The 14658-nt window shown below is 71.3% G+C and carries 11 protein-coding genes and 1 riboswitch; of the genes, 8 read left to right on the top strand and 3 right to left on the bottom strand.

Going from position 1 to position 14658, the window contains the following annotated elements:
• Positions 1 to 75: 75 nt before the first annotated feature.
• From glyA to gcvT, 3 genes are all read right to left on the bottom strand, one after another.
• Positions 76 to 1335, bottom strand: coding sequence for a serine hydroxymethyltransferase (glyA, locus tag ACFVIM_RS10495; protein ID WP_384300284.1), 1260 nt, complete (start codon positions 1333 to 1335; stop codon positions 76 to 78).
• Positions 1336 to 1365: 30 nt separating this feature from the next.
• Positions 1366 to 1743, bottom strand: a complete 378-nt coding sequence (gene gcvH, locus ACFVIM_RS10490; protein ID WP_384300283.1) for a glycine cleavage system protein GcvH — start codon at positions 1741 to 1743, stop codon at positions 1366 to 1368.
• 357 nt (positions 1744 to 2100) lie between these two features.
• Positions 2101 to 3246, bottom strand: coding sequence for a glycine cleavage system aminomethyltransferase GcvT (gene gcvT / locus ACFVIM_RS10485; protein ID WP_384300282.1), 1146 nt, complete (start codon positions 3244 to 3246; stop codon positions 2101 to 2103).
• 159 nt (positions 3247 to 3405) lie between these two features.
• Positions 3406 to 3498: riboswitch (glycine riboswitch) on the bottom strand.
• A 503-nt stretch (positions 3499 to 4001) separates the two neighbouring features.
• Here gcvT and ACFVIM_RS10480 point away from each other — a divergent pair.
• The 8 genes from ACFVIM_RS10480 to ACFVIM_RS10445 all read left to right on the top strand — a co-directional run bounded on the left by ACFVIM_RS10480 (position 4002) and on the right by ACFVIM_RS10445 (position 14639).
• On the top strand, positions 4002 to 4736 hold the full coding sequence (locus tag ACFVIM_RS10480) for an AAA family ATPase (RefSeq protein WP_384300281.1): 735 nt from the start codon (positions 4002 to 4004) through the stop codon (positions 4734 to 4736).
• A gap of 365 nt (positions 4737 to 5101) precedes the next feature.
• Positions 5102 to 5878, top strand: coding sequence for an enhanced serine sensitivity protein SseB (locus ACFVIM_RS10475; protein ID WP_384300280.1), 777 nt, complete (start codon positions 5102 to 5104; stop codon positions 5876 to 5878).
• Positions 5879 to 5995: 117 nt separating this feature from the next.
• The gene (locus ACFVIM_RS10470) at positions 5996 to 6787 is read left to right on the top strand and encodes an enhanced serine sensitivity protein SseB C-terminal domain-containing protein (protein WP_384300279.1); all 792 of its coding nucleotides are present in this window, start codon (positions 5996 to 5998) and stop codon (positions 6785 to 6787) included.
• A gap of 755 nt (positions 6788 to 7542) precedes the next feature.
• Positions 7543 to 8547, top strand: a complete 1005-nt coding sequence (locus ACFVIM_RS10465; RefSeq protein ID WP_384300278.1) for an ABC transporter permease — start codon at positions 7543 to 7545, stop codon at positions 8545 to 8547.
• A 223-nt stretch (positions 8548 to 8770) separates the two neighbouring features.
• Positions 8771 to 10552, top strand: a complete 1782-nt coding sequence (locus ACFVIM_RS10460; protein WP_384300277.1) for an ABC transporter substrate-binding protein — start codon at positions 8771 to 8773, stop codon at positions 10550 to 10552.
• 438 nt (positions 10553 to 10990) lie between these two features.
• Complete coding sequence (locus tag ACFVIM_RS10455) at positions 10991 to 11989, top strand: ABC transporter permease (RefSeq protein WP_384300276.1); 999 nt, start codon at positions 10991 to 10993, stop codon at positions 11987 to 11989.
• Positions 11986 to 13086 carry an ABC transporter ATP-binding protein gene (locus ACFVIM_RS10450; protein ID WP_384300275.1) on the top strand — a complete coding sequence of 367 codons (1101 nt, stop codon included), beginning with the start codon at positions 11986 to 11988 and terminating at the stop codon, positions 13084 to 13086. The genes ACFVIM_RS10455 and ACFVIM_RS10450 overlap by 4 nt, the downstream gene beginning before the upstream one ends.
• A gap of 140 nt (positions 13087 to 13226) precedes the next feature.
• Positions 13227 to 14639, top strand: coding sequence for an ABC transporter ATP-binding protein (locus ACFVIM_RS10445; RefSeq protein ID WP_384300287.1), 1413 nt, complete (start codon positions 13227 to 13229; stop codon positions 14637 to 14639).
• Positions 14640 to 14658: the final 19 nt, after the last annotated feature.

The following is a 14658-nucleotide window of genomic DNA, read 5'->3' as shown; positions in this document are numbered from 1 at the left end:
CCGCGCACACCGTCCCGTGTGCGCGGTGCCCCCACCTATTCGTACGTGCGTACGCGTACGAAGGCTCACCCGGCCTTACAGGCTCGGGTACAGCGGGTGCTTGTCGGCCAGCGCGGTGACACGGGCCCGCAGCGCGGTCACGTCGTACGCGGGCTTGAGCGTCTCCGCGATGATGTCGGCGACCTCGCGGAAGTCCTCGGCGGTGAAGCCGCGGGTGGCGAGGGCCGGGGTGCCGATCCGCAGGCCGGAGGTGACCATCGGCGGGCGCGGGTCGTTCGGGATGGCGTTCCGGTTGACCGTGATGCCGACCTCGTGGAGACGGTCCTCGGCCTGCTGGCCATCGAGCTCGGAGTCCCGCAGGTCGACCAGGACCAGGTGGACGTCGGTGCCGCCGGAGAGCACCGAGACACCGTGCTCCCGGACATCGTCCTGGATCAGGCGCTCGGCCAGGATCCGGGCGCCCTCCAGGGTGCGCTGCTGGCGCTCCTTGAACTCCTCCGAGGCGGCGACCTTGAAGGAGACCGCCTTCGCGGCGATCACATGCTCCAGCGGGCCGCCCTGCTGACCGGGGAAGACCGCCGAGTTGATCTTCTTCGCCAGCTCGGCGGTGGAGAGGATCACGCCACCGCGCGGGCCGCCGAGGGTCTTGTGGGTGGTGGTGGTGACCACATGGGCGTGGGGCACCGGGTTGGGGTGCAGCCCCGCCGCGACCAGGCCCGCGAAGTGGGCCATGTCGACCATCAGATAGGCGCCGACCTCGTCCGCGATCCGGCGGAAGGCGGCGAAGTCCAGCTGGCGCGGGTAGGCGGACCAGCCCGCGACGATCAGCTTGGGACGGGTCTCCTTGGCCAGCTTCTCGACCTCGGCCATGTCGACCTGGCCGGTGGCGTCGTCGACGTGGTAGGCGACCACGTTGTAGAGCTTGCCGGAGAAGTTGATCTTCATGCCATGGGTCAGATGGCCGCCGTGCGCCAGGTTGAGACCCATGATCGTGTCGCCGGGCTTCAGCAGCGCGAACATCGCCGCCGCGTTGGCCTGCGCACCCGAGTGCGGCTGGACGTTGGCGTGCTCGGCGCCGAACAGTTCCTTGATCCGGTCGATCGCGATCTGCTCGACCACGTCGACGTGCTCACAGCCGCCGTAGTAGCGGCGGCCGGGGTAGCCCTCGGCGTACTTGTTGGTCAGGACGGAGCCCTGGGCCTCCATGACCGCGACCGGAGCGAAGTTCTCCGACGCGATCATTTCCAGGGTGGACTGCTGACGGTGGAGCTCGGCGTCGACGGCGGCGGCGACATCCGGGTCCAGCTCATGGAGAGGGGTGTTGAGAAGCGACATCTCGGGTCCCTGTCGTGGTCGGGAAGGCAGTCAGTTGCTGGTGAACGCCGCGTACTCGTCGGCGGAGAGCAGATCGTCCGGCTCCTCCGTGACGCGTACCCGGAACAGCCAGCCACCCTCGAAGGGGGCGCTGTTCACCAGCGACGGGTCGTCCACCACGTCCTGGTTGGTCTCCGTGATCTCACCGGAGACCGGGGAGTACAGATCGCTGACGGACTTGGTCGACTCCAGCTCACCACAGCTCTCGCCCGCGGTCACACGGTCGCCCACCTCGGGGAGCTGGGCGAAGACGACATCGCCGAGCGCCTTCGCGGCGAACTCGGTGATCCCTACCGTCGCGACGCCGTCCTCGGCGGTCGACAGCCACTCGTGCTCTTTGCTGTAACGAAGCTGCTGCGGGTTGCTCATGACCTGAATTCTCCTGTACGCGGGGAGTGCGGATGGACGTGGTGGGGTCTGGTGGACGTGCCGCTGGTCACTTCCGGGGCCGGGGGAGCGGCCCGGGGCGCCCTTGCCCCGAGGGGAGCGGGCGGGGCGCCGTCGGGGCCGGTCGGAGGCCGGTGCGGCGGCCCGGTCAGAGGCTTGTCGGGGTCCTGTCGCGGTCCTGCCGTGGGCCCGGTGGGCCCGGCGGCGCCGGAATCGGCTGTTCCGGCGGATGCCCGCCAGGTGACCGCGGACGGTACCCGCCAGGTGACCGCGGGCGGTACCCGCCGGATGGCCGCGGGCGGTCGCCCGGCCGGTTCCGGCGGCGCCGGAGCCGCCCGGTTACTTCTGGCGGCGGTAGAAGGGGAGCGCGATCACCTGGTACGGCTCGTGGGAGCCCCGGATGTCCACACCCACGCCTGCCGCGCCCGGCGTGGCGTGGGTGGCGTCCACGTACGCCATGGCGATCGGCTTGCCCAGGGTGGGGGAGGGGGCGCCGGAGGTGACCTCGCCGATCACGGCGCCGTCCGCGACCACCGGATACCCGGCGCGCGGCACCCGGCGGCCCTCGGCGATCAGTCCGACCAGCTTGCGCGGAGGAGCGGTCTCGGCCCGCTCGGCGGCCGCGCTCAGCGCGGCCCGGCCCACGAAGTCGCCGCCCTTCTCGAACTTCACCACCCGGCCCAGGCCCGCGTCGAAGGGCGTCAGCGCGGTGGTCAGCTCGTTCCCGTACAGCGGCATCCCGGCCTCCAGGCGCAGCGTGTCGCGGCAGGAGAGCCCGCACGGCACCAGGCCGACGCCCGCGCCCGCCTCGGTCAGCGCCGCCCACAGCCGCTCGGCGTGGGCGGGCTCGACGAAGAGCTCGAAGCCGTCCTCGCCGGTGTAGCCGGTGCGCGCGATCAGCGCGGGCACCCCGGCGACGGTGCCGGGCAGCCCCGCGTAGTACTTCAGCCCGTCCAGGTCGGCGTCGGTGAGCGACTTCAGGATCCCGGGGGACTCGGGGCCCTGTACGGCGATCAGCGCGTAGGCGTCGCGGTCGTCGCGGACCTCGGCGTCGAAGCCCTCCGCGCGCTCGACCAGCGCGTCCAGCACGGTCTGGGCGTTCGAGGCGTTGGCGACGACGAGGTACTCGCTCTCGGCGAGCCGGTAGACGATCAGGTCGTCCAGGATGCCGCCGTCCTCGCGGCAGATCATGGTGTAGCGGGCCCGGCCGACACCGACGGTGCCGATATTGCCCACCAGCGCGTAGTCCAGCAGGGCGGCGGCGCCGGGGCCGGTGAGGGTGATCTCGCCCATGTGGGAGAGGTCGAAGAGACCGGCCCGGGTCCGCACGGCCTGGTGCTCGTCGCGCTCGCTGCCGTACCGCAGTGGCATGTCCCAGCCCGCGAAATCGGTCATGGTCGCGCCGAGCGAACGGTGCGTCGCGTCGAGGGGGGAGCGGCGCGGGGCGCCGTCCGTCGGGTCGGTCGGGCGGGCGTCGGTGGACATGGAAAAGCTCCCAGGGCAGGCCGGCGAGGACGATCCTCCCCATCTGTCATCGGAACCTGAGAGGTTCGTCGCGACCACGCGGACAGGTGGTGGTCATGACTTGCACCTTGGGTGGAGCCGCTCAGTCGTCTCGACGGGCGCTCGCTTTTCAGATCTGCCTCATCGCACGCGGTACGGGGCCTGAGAGATTCAAGGGAGGAACTTGCTCCTTCGGCGCCCGGGGGATGCCCGGGACTCTCCCGCGTGGATTCAAGCGGCCGGTATGCAGTTGGCGGGCACATCATGACACGGGTGGGGGCGTTGTGGGGGGTGTGGATCACCACCCTTGAAGTGGAGGCTTGAATTCCGCTCTCGCGAAGGCCGGGATCCGCTCGCGCGGCGGCGGGGATCCGCTGGCGCGGTGACCGGGATCCGCTGGCGCGAAGGCCGGGATCCGTCCCCGTGACGGCCGGGATCCGTCCCCGTGGCGGTGGGGATCCATCTCCGCGAAGGCGGGGTTCCGCCTCCGCGACGGTTGGGGTTCCGCCGGCCCGGGGAGAGGTCCGGGGAAGGACCCGACGGCGGTGAGCACGGGGTGACCCGCCCCCTTCCGGCCCGTCCCGCACGGCCCTGGCCCCGCCCGGCCGCCCCCCTGGTCGACCCGGGGCACGCCGCGCGCCGGACGCGCCTCCGGGGGAAACCGGTTGCCCCCCATTACCATTTCTTTACGCTTGATGGGCAAGTGTGATGGGTGAGCTGACATGGGGGAGGGTGAGATGACGGTGCCGCATTCCGGTGCGTACGCCGCCGGCGCTTATGGCGCCGGGGCCGGTGCGCCCCAGACCGCCCCGGGCATGCCCCGGGAGAGACGGGCGGCCGCGCGACGGCGCACCAGGGCCGCCCCGGCCGCCTCGGGCCTGCGCGATCTCCGGGGCCGCCCGGGGCACGGCCCACGCGCGCTGACCTTCGCCGCCGGAGACGTGGTGGTCGTCTCCGGACTGCCCGGCAGCGGCAAGTCCACGCTGATCCGCCGCGCCGCCCGGGGCCGTGGCATCGACTCCCAGAACACCCGGGACCGCTGGGACGCGGCGATGCCCCGCCTCCTGCCGTACGCGATCTACCGGCCCCTGGTCCGGTTCGCCCACTACGCGGGGCTGCGCCGGGCGCTGCGCTCGGGTGAGAGCGTCGTCGTCCATGACTGCGGGACCCAGAGCTGGGTCCGGCGCTGGCTCGCCCGTGAGGCCCGCCGCCGGGGGCGCGCCCTCCATCTCGTCCTCCTCGATGTCGAGCCCCAGGTGGCCCGCGAGGGCCAGCGTGAGCGCGGCCGGGGAGTCTCCGCGTACGCCTTCGTCCGCCACCGCCGTGCCGTCGCCCGGCTGCTGGCCGAGGCCCAGTCGGGCCGGATGCCCGCCGGGTGCGCCTCCACCGTCCTCCTCGACCGCTCCGCCGCCTCCGCCCTGACACGTTTCGGCTTCGCGCCACCGGCCCGGCTGAGCCGCGCGGACCTCTGAGCCCCGTCCGCCCTCGTTCTCCCGCCGTTGCTCCGCTGTCCTGAGGACTGACGTCTCCCTCGTCTCCGTCCTCCTCGTGCGCGCGGTGAGGCCCGGTCCCGTGCGGGTGCGCGGTGCGCCCCGGTACGGAGGCGGGGGACGCCGGCACCGACGGCGAGGTAGGCGACGGCGGAGGACGGGGCGGATACCCGGGCCTCCAGGTGCGCCGGACCGGCGGGAAGGGCGGGAAGGGCGGTAACGGCGCGGCCCGGGCGGGGAAGGCGGTCGCGGACGGCCCGAAAGGGCCATGGGCGGCTGACGGGCGGGCGCGGGCGGCTAAGGTCGAGCCCCCAGGCATCGACCCGCCCGGAGGAAGGCACAGCGGTATGAGCACCCCGGCAGCACACCCCACCCACGGCGACTGGCCCGCCAACCCCCTGGAGGAGGCGCTCGCCGCCTCGCTCGGCGACCCCGGCGCCGGGGCACGGCTGCTGGAGGTCCTCGGGCGGAGCCCGCTGTGGATCCCGCTGCCCAACGGGGGGTCGCGCCAGAGCCAGGACCTCGATCTGCCCACGATGGAGATCGGCGGCAGCGTCTATGTGCCGGTCTTCAGCTCCCAGAACCAGTTCCTGGCCTGCGCCGGACCCCAGATGCCCTACGCCGTCGCCCCGGCCGTCGAGTTCGCCCGGGGACTGCCGCCACAGCTCGGGATCGCCGTCAATCCCGAGGGGACGGTCGGGGTGCCGCTGCCGCCCGCCGCCGTCGCCGAACTGTGCCGGGCCGGACGCACCCCGCTCGACGGGGACCCGGCCGCCGGGGGACGGGTGCGGCTGTTCGAACCCGACTGGCAGGACGAGCCGATGGACTTCCTCGCCGCCGCCTGTGAGGAGTTCCGGGCGCTGCCCGGCGTGGTCAGCGCCCGGCGCGCGCTCGCCTCCGTCGAGGGGGACCCGCCGGTTCTCTTCGTCGGTGTGCAGCTCGACTCCTGGGAGGCCGGGGATCTGCACGGGCGTGGCGCGCCGCTCGACGCCCTCGGGCGGGCGCTCGGCCGGGTCGCCTGCCCCTGGCCGGTCAATCTGGTCCTGCTGGATGTGGCGCGGGACCCGGTGGCCACCTGGATGCTCGACCGGGTGCGTCCCTTCTATCAGCGGGACCACGGCTGACCTCTCGCTCAACAGACGTCAAGTCCGTGTCAATCCGGTTGATTAAGCTGGATTCATGGCGTGGCCCCACCGCAGGAGGCCGCGCCAGACCATGAGCGGAAGAGGGGCGGAACCAGGGTGAGCTCGTCAGGCACCGCGGCGGCCGGGCAGGTCGAGCACATGCTCCGTCAGGTGTCCCCCGGACGCTATGACGCGTACGAGGGGCTGCTCAGAGCGCTCGCGGACCCCACCGGCCAGATCTGGATGCTGCTCTGGCACGGCAGCCCCGGAGCCCCCGACGCGCAGTACGGGAACATGGAGGTCGACGGCGTCGGCTACGCGCCCTGCGTCACCTCACCCCAGGAGCTGGCCGCCTCCGGCTGGAACCGGGCCCACGAGGTGGTCAGCGCGGCCGACATCGCCCGCGCCCTCTACCCGGACCGCTGGGGGATCTGGCTCAACCCCCACGCTCCCGGCGGCGGGGTCGGGGTGCCCTGGCCCGACCTCCGGCGGATCGCCACCGGCCTCGACCGGATGCCCGCGGGGCCGCTCACGCTCTCCGCGCCCTCCGTGGAACTCCCGCACTTCTACGCCCTGCTCTCCCAGAACGCCCATCGCACCCCGCCGGTGCGCTCCCTGCGCCGGGCCTGGGTGCAGCCCGCGCTCGGCGCCCCCTACCTCGCCATCGGGCTGGACCTCTACGACACCAGCGGGCAGTCGGTGGAGGCGGTCCGGGCGATGATGCAGCAGTCGGTGGCGGCGGTGCCCGAGGGGCTGCCGGTGTCGACGGTCGCCATGTCCGACGAGTACGACCCGGTGTCGATGTGGCTCTGGGCCAACGCGCGGCCCTTCTACGACCGCAACGCCCATCTGGCGCCGGGCGCGCACGAGGGCTACGGCTACCCGCCGCCGGTGGCGCCGACCCACTGACCCGGGGTCGCGGGGCGCTGACGGCGGCGCCGTGCCTTCCGTATCGCCGTGCGCCGTGCGCCGTATCGCCGTGTGCCGTCCGCTGTCCGCCGTCCGCTGGCCCGGCGGCCCCCGACCACCGCCGCCGAAGGCCGGGTACGGTGCTGGACCCCGGCCCGGCCCGCCGGGTCTGAAGCCGCGCTGACCCGCCTGGGCCCCGCCGCACTCCGCCCGGCGTGGCGGACGGCGCCACCGCGCCCCGGTACGGCCCGCCGGGGTGGGGCGGCTGTTGACGCGGCGGTGATCCCGACCGCCCCGGTCCGGGCCGCTTCCCGGCCGTCGCCGGGGCCGCGGCGACCGGCCGGACCCCGCCGTCGCAGGGCATGAGGGTCGCCGGTCCGCCATGGTGTCCGCCCGATTTCTGCCACCCTCCGCACCCCTGTCCGTATGGCGGGACATCCCTCAACTACGAGACGGTTTGCGGGAGATGGAGATCCGCTCAACCGGCGCGAACGTCCGGATAGCGGAACTCCTCGCTACGCATCACGTTTGGGCAACCATTCACCGAGGGGGCTGGCGGGTGATCGCGTGGCCGATGAAGACTCCCGGTCAGCGCGGGGACGAAGACCGCCCCGCGTGGGGCAGTTCACGCACGCTTCACCAGCACTTCTCGCCACACATGCACATCACGCACGTCACGCACAGAAGTCATGAACGAAGCCGCTGCGGCGGCGGGCACGGCCGGTCACCCGCGGCCGAGAGGGGTCCCCACGACGATGACGGCACCACTGCACGACACGAGCGCCGACGCCGGGGAGAAGGCGTCCGCCGCCGTCGCCGGGGCGGCGCCCGCGACGTCGGTCGAGGGGCGTTCACTGCGACAGATCGCCTGGAGCAGGCTGAAGCGGGACAAGCTCGCCCTCGCGGGCGGCATCGTTGTCATCTTCCTGATCCTCGTCGCGATCTTCGCCCCGCTGATCGTGAGTCTTCTCGGCCATCCGCCGAACCAGTTCCACCAGGACAAGATCGATCCGCTCTTCGGCACCCCCAAGGGCTCCTTCGGCGGCATCAGCTCCGAACACCTCCTCGGGGTCGAGCCGGGCAACGGCCGTGACGTCTTCAGCCGGATCGTCTACGGTGCGCGGATCTCGCTCCTGGTGGCCTTCCTCGCCGCCCTGGTCGCGGTCTTCCTCGGCACCGTCCTCGGCATCATCGCCGGATACTTCGGCGGCTGGGTCGACTCCGTCATCAGCCGGGTGATGGACATGCTGCTGGCCTTCCCGCAGCTCCTCTTCATCATCTCCCTGGTCTCGGTCCTCCCCAACGATCTGCTGGGCATGACCGGCAGCGGGGTCCGCATCACGATCCTGGTCGCCGTGATCGGCTTCTTCGGCTGGCCCTACGTCGGCCGGATCGTGCGCGGCCAGACGCTCTCCCTGCGGGAGAAGGAGTACGTGGAGGCCGCCCGCAGCCTCGGCGCGGGCCAGCGCTATGTGCTCTTCAAGGAGCTGCTGCCCAACCTGGTCGCGCCGATCACCGTCTACGCCACGCTGATGATCCCGACCAACATCCTCACCGAGGCCGCCCTGAGCTTCCTCGGCGCCGGGGTGAAGCCACCGACCGCCTCCTGGGGGCAGATGCTCGACACGGCGGTGGACACCTACCAGTCGGATCCCACCTTCATGGTCGTGCCCGGTCTGGCGATCTTCGTGACGGTCCTGGCGTTCAACCTCTTCGGGGACGGTGTCCGCGACGCGCTCGACCCCAAGGGCACCCGGTGACCGGTCGGCCGCGCCCCTCGTCCCGGCGCCACAGTCCATGCGCGCCCCCGTCGCCCCGCCGCTCGTCCCCGTCCCCGTACCCGCTTTCGCGCGCGTCCCCGTCCTCGTTGCCGTTCTCGTCGGATCGCTCTCAGCAGTCCCGTCCGTCGCATCAGTCATGTGGTTATCCCACGGTCCCCGGCACGCAGCAGGGAACCGCGCTCTCCCGGAGGTTGAAGGAACAATGACACCGACATCCCTACGTTCGCCCCGGGCCAGGCGGATCGCCGGAGCGGCGCTCGTCGTGGCGTCGCTCACGGCCACCGCCGCGTGTGGTGGCGGTTCCGGCGACGACAGCGGTGGCAAGGGCAAGGCCGCGGGGTTCAACGCCGCGATGAAGGGCGTCGCCAACTCGTCCACGAAGGCGGGCGGCACCCTGAAGTTCATCGGCAAGCAGGACTTCGACTCCACCGACCCGCAGCGCCAGTACTACGGCATGGCGTGGGACTTCTCCCGCTTCTACGCGCGCCAGCTGGTCTCCTTCGCGCCCAAGCCGGGCGCGGGCGGCGCGGAGCTGGTGCCCGACCTCGCGGAGGCCAAGGGCGTCGTCTCCAACGGCGGCAAGACCTACACCTACAAGCTGCGTTCCGGGATCACCTGGGAGGACGGTTCGCCGATCACCTCCCAGGACGTCAAGTACGGCATCTCGCGGCTGTGGGCCAAGGACGTCATCACCGGCGGTCCCGGCTATCTGCGTCAGGTGCTCGACCCCAAGGGCGAGTACCCCGGCCCCTACAAGGACACCAGCCCGGACAAGCTGGGCCTGAAGGCGATCCAGACGCCGGATCCGCAGACGATCATCTTCAACCTGGCCACGCCCAACGGCGACTTCGAGCACATGCTGGCGATGCCCGCCAGCTCCCCGGTGAAGAAGGAGAAGGACACCGGGGCCAAGTACCAGCTGCGGCCGTTCTCCTCCGGACCGTACAAGTTCGAGTCGTACACGCCGAAGAAGAGCACCGTCCTCGTCCGCAACGACAAGTGGCAGAAGGCGTCCGACCCGATCCGCGCCGCCCTTCCGGACAAGGTCACGGTCACGATCAACTCCAACCTGGAGGCGATCGACCAGCTGCTGATCAAGGGCGAGTACGACCTCGACCTCAACGCCACCGGGATGTCCCAGGCGGGCCGTACCGCCGCTCTCACCAAGCACAAGGGCAACCTGGACAACATCGAGACCAGCTTCGTCCGCTATGTGGACATCGCCACCAAGGTCGCGCCCTTCGACAACATCGAGTGCCGCAAGGCCGTGATCTACGCGGCCGACTACACCTCGATGCAGACCGTGCGCGGCGGCCCGGAGGCCGGTGGCAACATCGCCACCAACATGCTGCCCCAGTCGATCAAGGGCTCCGACACGTACGACCCGTACGGTGTCATCGCCCGCGGTGGCAAGCCGGACACCGCCAAGGCCAAGGCCGCCCTGAAGGCGTGCGGGAAGCCCAACGGCTTCTCCACCACCATCAGCGCCCGCACCAACCAGCCCGGCGAGGTCCAGACCGCCGAGGCGCTCCAGCAGGCGCTCGGCGCGGTCGGCATCAAGGCCGAGGTCGACCCGATCGACGGTGCCGAGTCCGCCAGCATCACCGGCTCGCCCGCCATGGTGAAGAAGCGCGGTCTCGGCCTGGTCATGACGGCCTGGGGCCCGGACTGGCCCACCGGACAGGGCTTCTCCCAGCCGCTGGTGGACGGCCGCTTCATCATGCCGAACGGCAACTACAACGTCTCCGAGACCAATGACCCGAAGATCAACAAGTTCTTCGACGACGCGCTCAAGGAGACCGACCCCGAGAAGGCCGGGGCGATCTACCAGCAGATGAACCACGCGGTGGCCGATCTGGCCGTCCAGATGCCGTTCCTCTACGAGAAGAACTTCACCTGGCGCAGCTCGCGGCTGACCAACGCCTACTCCACGGCGGCGTACAACGGCCGGTACGACTATGTCTCCCTCGGGGTCATGAAGTAACCGGTCCGTCGCGGATCCGGCGGCCGGACGGCCGGTGGGCACCCTCCGGGGTGGTCACCGGCCGGGCCGCCGGACCGCCCCCCGGTGTCGGCGTGGTCCGGTAGCTGAACGGACCGGTGACGTCGGCGGGTCGCCGGCCTCCGGGTTCCGGACCCGGAGTCCGGAGCCGGACCTGGAGCCGGGTTCCCTGTCCGGGTCGCGGACCCGGAGTCCTGGCCTCGGTTACGGACCCGGAGTCCGGACCTGGTTCCGGACCCGGACCCGGACCCGGACCCGGACTCCGGCGCCCGGTCGCCCCGGTGACCCCGTACCCCGGTCGCCCTGGTGAGCCTCACCCCACCATCGCCCACCCCGCCAGTCCCGAAGGGCAGGTGATGGCCACGGCCGGTACTCCCGGACCCCACAGCAGGGGCCGGGCCACCGACCGGGCCGCGCACAGTGCTTGCTTATGTCATCCGGCGATTGTTCGCCGTCGCCATGATGCTGATGGTCGTGACGTTGACGACCTTCGTCATCTTCTTCGTGCTGCCCAAGTGGGCGGGGTCCGACCCGGCGTACCTCTTCGCCGGGAAGCAGACCGACCCCGCCGCCATCGAGGGCATCCGGGAGAAGCTCGGTCTCTCCGATCCGGTGCTGGTGCAGTTCTGGCAGTTCGTCCAGGGGCTCTTCGTCGGCCGGGAGTACGCCAACGGCGCGGACGTCACCAACTGTCCCGCGCCCTGCTTCGGCTACTCGTTCCGCACCGAACAGGAGGTGTGGCCCCAGCTCACCGAGGCGATCCCGGTCACGCTCTCGCTCGCGGCGGGCGCCTGTCTGCTCTGGGTCGTCGGCGGCGTCGCCGCCGGAGTGGTCTCCGCGCTGCGCCGGGGCACCCTGTGGGACCGGACCGCGATGACCGTGGCACTGGCCGGAGTCTCGCTGCCGATCTACTTCACCGGTCTGCTCTCGCTCGCCGTCTTCAGCTACCAGCTCGACTGGGTCAGCGGTGAGTACGCCCCGCTGGGGGAGGATCCCGCCCAGTGGTTCCAGACGCTGATCCTGCCGTGGATCACGCTGGCCTTCCTCTACGCGGCGATGTACGCGCGCCTCACCCGCGCCACCATGCTGGAGATCATGGGCGAGGACTACATCCGTACCGCCCGCGCCAAGGGTCTGACCGAACGGGTGGTCATCGGGCGGCACGCGATGCGCTCCACCTGGACCCCGGTGCTGACCCTGCTGGGCCTCGACCTCGGGGCACTGCTGGGCGGCGCCGTGCTCACCGAGTCCACCTACAACCTGCCCGGCCTGGGCTGGATGGCGATCGAGTCCATCAAGACCAAGGACCTTCCGCTGATCCTCGGTGTCACGCTCTTCGCGGCCCTGTTCATCTGTGTCGCCAACCTTCTCGTGGACCTCCTGTACGCCATCGTCGACCCACGGGTGAGGATCGGATGACTGAGCTCGGCAAGACCGGCACCGCCGTGGGCGAGGTCGCCCCGGCCGGCGGGCCCGCCCCCACCGCCTTCCTCGAAGTGCGCGACCTGAGGGTGCACTTCCCCACCGACGACGGCCTGGTGAAGTCGGTGGACGGGCTCAGCTTCGCGCTGGAGAAGGGCAGGACGCTCGGCATCGTCGGCGAGTCCGGCTCCGGCAAGTCCGTCACCTCGCTGGGCATCATGGGTCTGCACACAGCGGGCCAGTACGGCCGCCGCAAGGCGCGGATCAGCGGCGAGGTCTGGCTGGACGGCAAGGAACTGCTGGGCGCCGACCCGGACGAGGTACGACGGCTGCGCGGCCGCGATATGGCGATGATCTTCCAGGACCCGCTCTCCGCGCTGCACCCCTACTACACCATCGGGCGCCAGATCGTGGAGGCCTACCGGGTCCACCACGACGTCGACAAGAAGACCGCCCGCAACCGCGCGATCGAACTGCTGGACCGGGTCGGCATCCCCCAGCCCGACCGGCGGGTCGACAACTACCCGCATGAGTTCTCCGGCGGGATGCGCCAGCGCGCGATGATCGCGATGTCGCTGGTGAACAACCCCTCGCTGCTGATCGCCGACGAACCGACGACCGCCCTCGACGTCACCGTCCAGGCGCAGATCCTCGACCTCATCCGCGATCTCCAGAAGGAGTTCGGCTCGGCGGTCATCATCATCACCCACGACCTGGGTGTCGTCGCCGAACTGGCCGACGACATCCTGGTGATGTACGGGGGGCGCTGTGTCGAGCGCGGGCCCGCCGAGACCGTCTTCTACGAGCCCCAGCACCCCTACACCTGGGGGCTGCTCGGCTCGATGCCGAGGATCGACCGGGACCAGACGGAACGGCTGATCCCGGTGAAGGGCTCCCCGCCGAGCCTGATCAACATCCCCGACGGCTGTGCCTTCCATCCCCGCTGCCCCTACGCGGACCTGCCCAAGGACAACCTGACGCGTACGGTCAGGCCCGAGCTGGCCCGGGTGGGTGACCGGCACTTCTCCGCCTGCCACCTGGCGCGCGAGGAGCGGACACGGATCTGGACCGAAGAGATTGCGCCGAAGCTGTGAGCGAAGCCGAAGCTGTGAAGAAGGCCGGTTCCCCGGGTGAGTCCGGCGCCGGGGGCGACAAGCCGACGAATCCCGCGCGGGGTGACCAGGCGGTGATCCCCGCGCCCGGGGACCGGGCCGAAGAGCGGGGTGGCCCGGCGGTGATTCCCGCGCAGGGCGGTCCGGGCGCGGGGCGCTCCGGTGAGCGCGAGGTCCTGCTGAAGGTGGAGGGGCTGGTCAAGCACTTCCCCATCCGCAAGGGGCTGCTGCGGCGGCAGGCGGGGGCCGTCCAGGCCGTGGACGGACTCTCCTTCGACGTCCGCTCCGGGGAGACGCTCGGGGTGGTGGGGGAGTCCGGCTGCGGCAAGTCCACCATGGGCCGGCTGATCACCCGGCTGCTGGAGCCGACCCGGGGGACGATCGAGTTCCAGGGGCATGACATCACCCATCTGGGAGTCGCGCGGATGCGTCCGCTCCGGCGCGATGTCCAGATGATCTTCCAGGACCCCTACTCCTCGCTCAATCCCCGGCACACCATCGGCACCATCGTCTCCGCCCCCTTCAGACTCCAGGGCATCACGCCCGAGGGCGGGGTGAAGAAGGAGGTGCAGCGGCTGCTGGAGCTGGTGGGCCTCAACCCGGAGCACTACAACCGCTACCCGCACGAGTTCTCCGGCGGTCAGCGCCAGCGCATCGGCATCGCCCGCGCGCTCGCCCTCAAGCCCCGGCTGGTGGTGGCGGACGAGCCGGTCTCGGCCCTGGATGTCTCCATCCAGGCGCAGGTGGTCAATCTGCTGGACGACCTCCAGGACGAACTGGGACTCACCTATGTGATCATCGCCCATGACCTCTCGGTGATCCGCCATGTCTCGGACCGGATCGCCGTGATGTACCTGGGCAAGATCGTGGAGCTGGCGGACCGCGCCTCCCTGTACGAGACGCCGATGCACCCGTACACCAAGGCCCTGCTCTCGGCCGTTCCGGTGCCCGATCCGCGCCGCCGGGGCGTCAGGAGCGAGCGCATCCTGCTGAAGGGCGATGTGCCCTCGCCGATAGCGCCTCCGGCGGGCTGCCGCTTCCACACCCGCTGCTGGAAGGCGACCGAGCTCTGCACCACGCAGGAGCCCCCGCTCGTGGAACTCCGCCCCGGTCAGCGGGTCGCCTGCCACCATCCCGAGAACGCCCCCGACCAGGCCCCCGACGAGCCGGTGCTGGCCTCGGCCCGGCAGGCGGTGGAGATCGTCGCGCTGGTCCCCAAGGCGTCGGACGGCGAGGAGGCCGGGACCGGGACCCCGGGTCCGGACGGGGCCACCGCTCCGGCCGGCGACCTGGCTGGCGCTCCGGCCGTCGACGCGGCCGTCGACGCGGCCGTCGACCCGGCTGTCGACCCGGCCCCGGAGCCGGAGGGCGCCGGGAACACGCCGGACGCGAAGAGCACGAAGAGCACCGCGCCTGGCGGAGACGCGGGAAGCACCGGAAACGCCGGAAGCACCGGAAACGCCGGAAGCACCGGAAACGCCGGAAGCACCGGAAACGCCGGAAACACAGCCTCCCCGGAGGCCGCCACGGAGTAGTCCCGGGCGCGGAACCTGC

The sequence above is a fragment of the Streptomyces sp. NPDC057638 genome, assembly GCF_042800315.1.
GTDB lineage: Bacteria > Actinomycetota > Actinomycetes > Streptomycetales > Streptomycetaceae > Streptomyces.
This window is presented reverse-complemented; position numbering and strand designations above follow the sequence as displayed.

Bases quoted from the DNA above. Each gene is read 5' to 3' on its own strand.
- glyA (WP_384300284.1), bottom strand. From the start codon at position 1,335: ATGTCGCTTCTCAACACCCCTCTCCATGAGCTGGACCCGGATGTCGCC.
- ACFVIM_RS10475 (WP_384300280.1), top strand. From the start codon at position 5,102: ATGAGCACCCCGGCAGCACACCCCACCCACGGCGACTGGCCCGCCAAC.
- ACFVIM_RS10450 (WP_384300275.1), top strand. From the start codon at position 11,986: ATGACTGAGCTCGGCAAGACCGGCACCGCCGTGGGCGAGGTCGCCCCG.
- ACFVIM_RS10460 (WP_384300277.1), top strand. From the start codon at position 8,771: ATGACACCGACATCCCTACGTTCGCCCCGGGCCAGGCGGATCGCCGGA.
- gcvH (WP_384300283.1), bottom strand. From the start codon at position 1,743: ATGAGCAACCCGCAGCAGCTTCGTTACAGCAAAGAGCACGAGTGGCTG.
- ACFVIM_RS10480 (WP_384300281.1), top strand. From the start codon at position 4,002: ATGACGGTGCCGCATTCCGGTGCGTACGCCGCCGGCGCTTATGGCGCC.
- ACFVIM_RS10465 (WP_384300278.1), top strand. From the start codon at position 7,543: ATGACGGCACCACTGCACGACACGAGCGCCGACGCCGGGGAGAAGGCG.
- gcvT (WP_384300282.1), bottom strand. From the start codon at position 3,246: ATGTCCACCGACGCCCGCCCGACCGACCCGACGGACGGCGCCCCGCGC.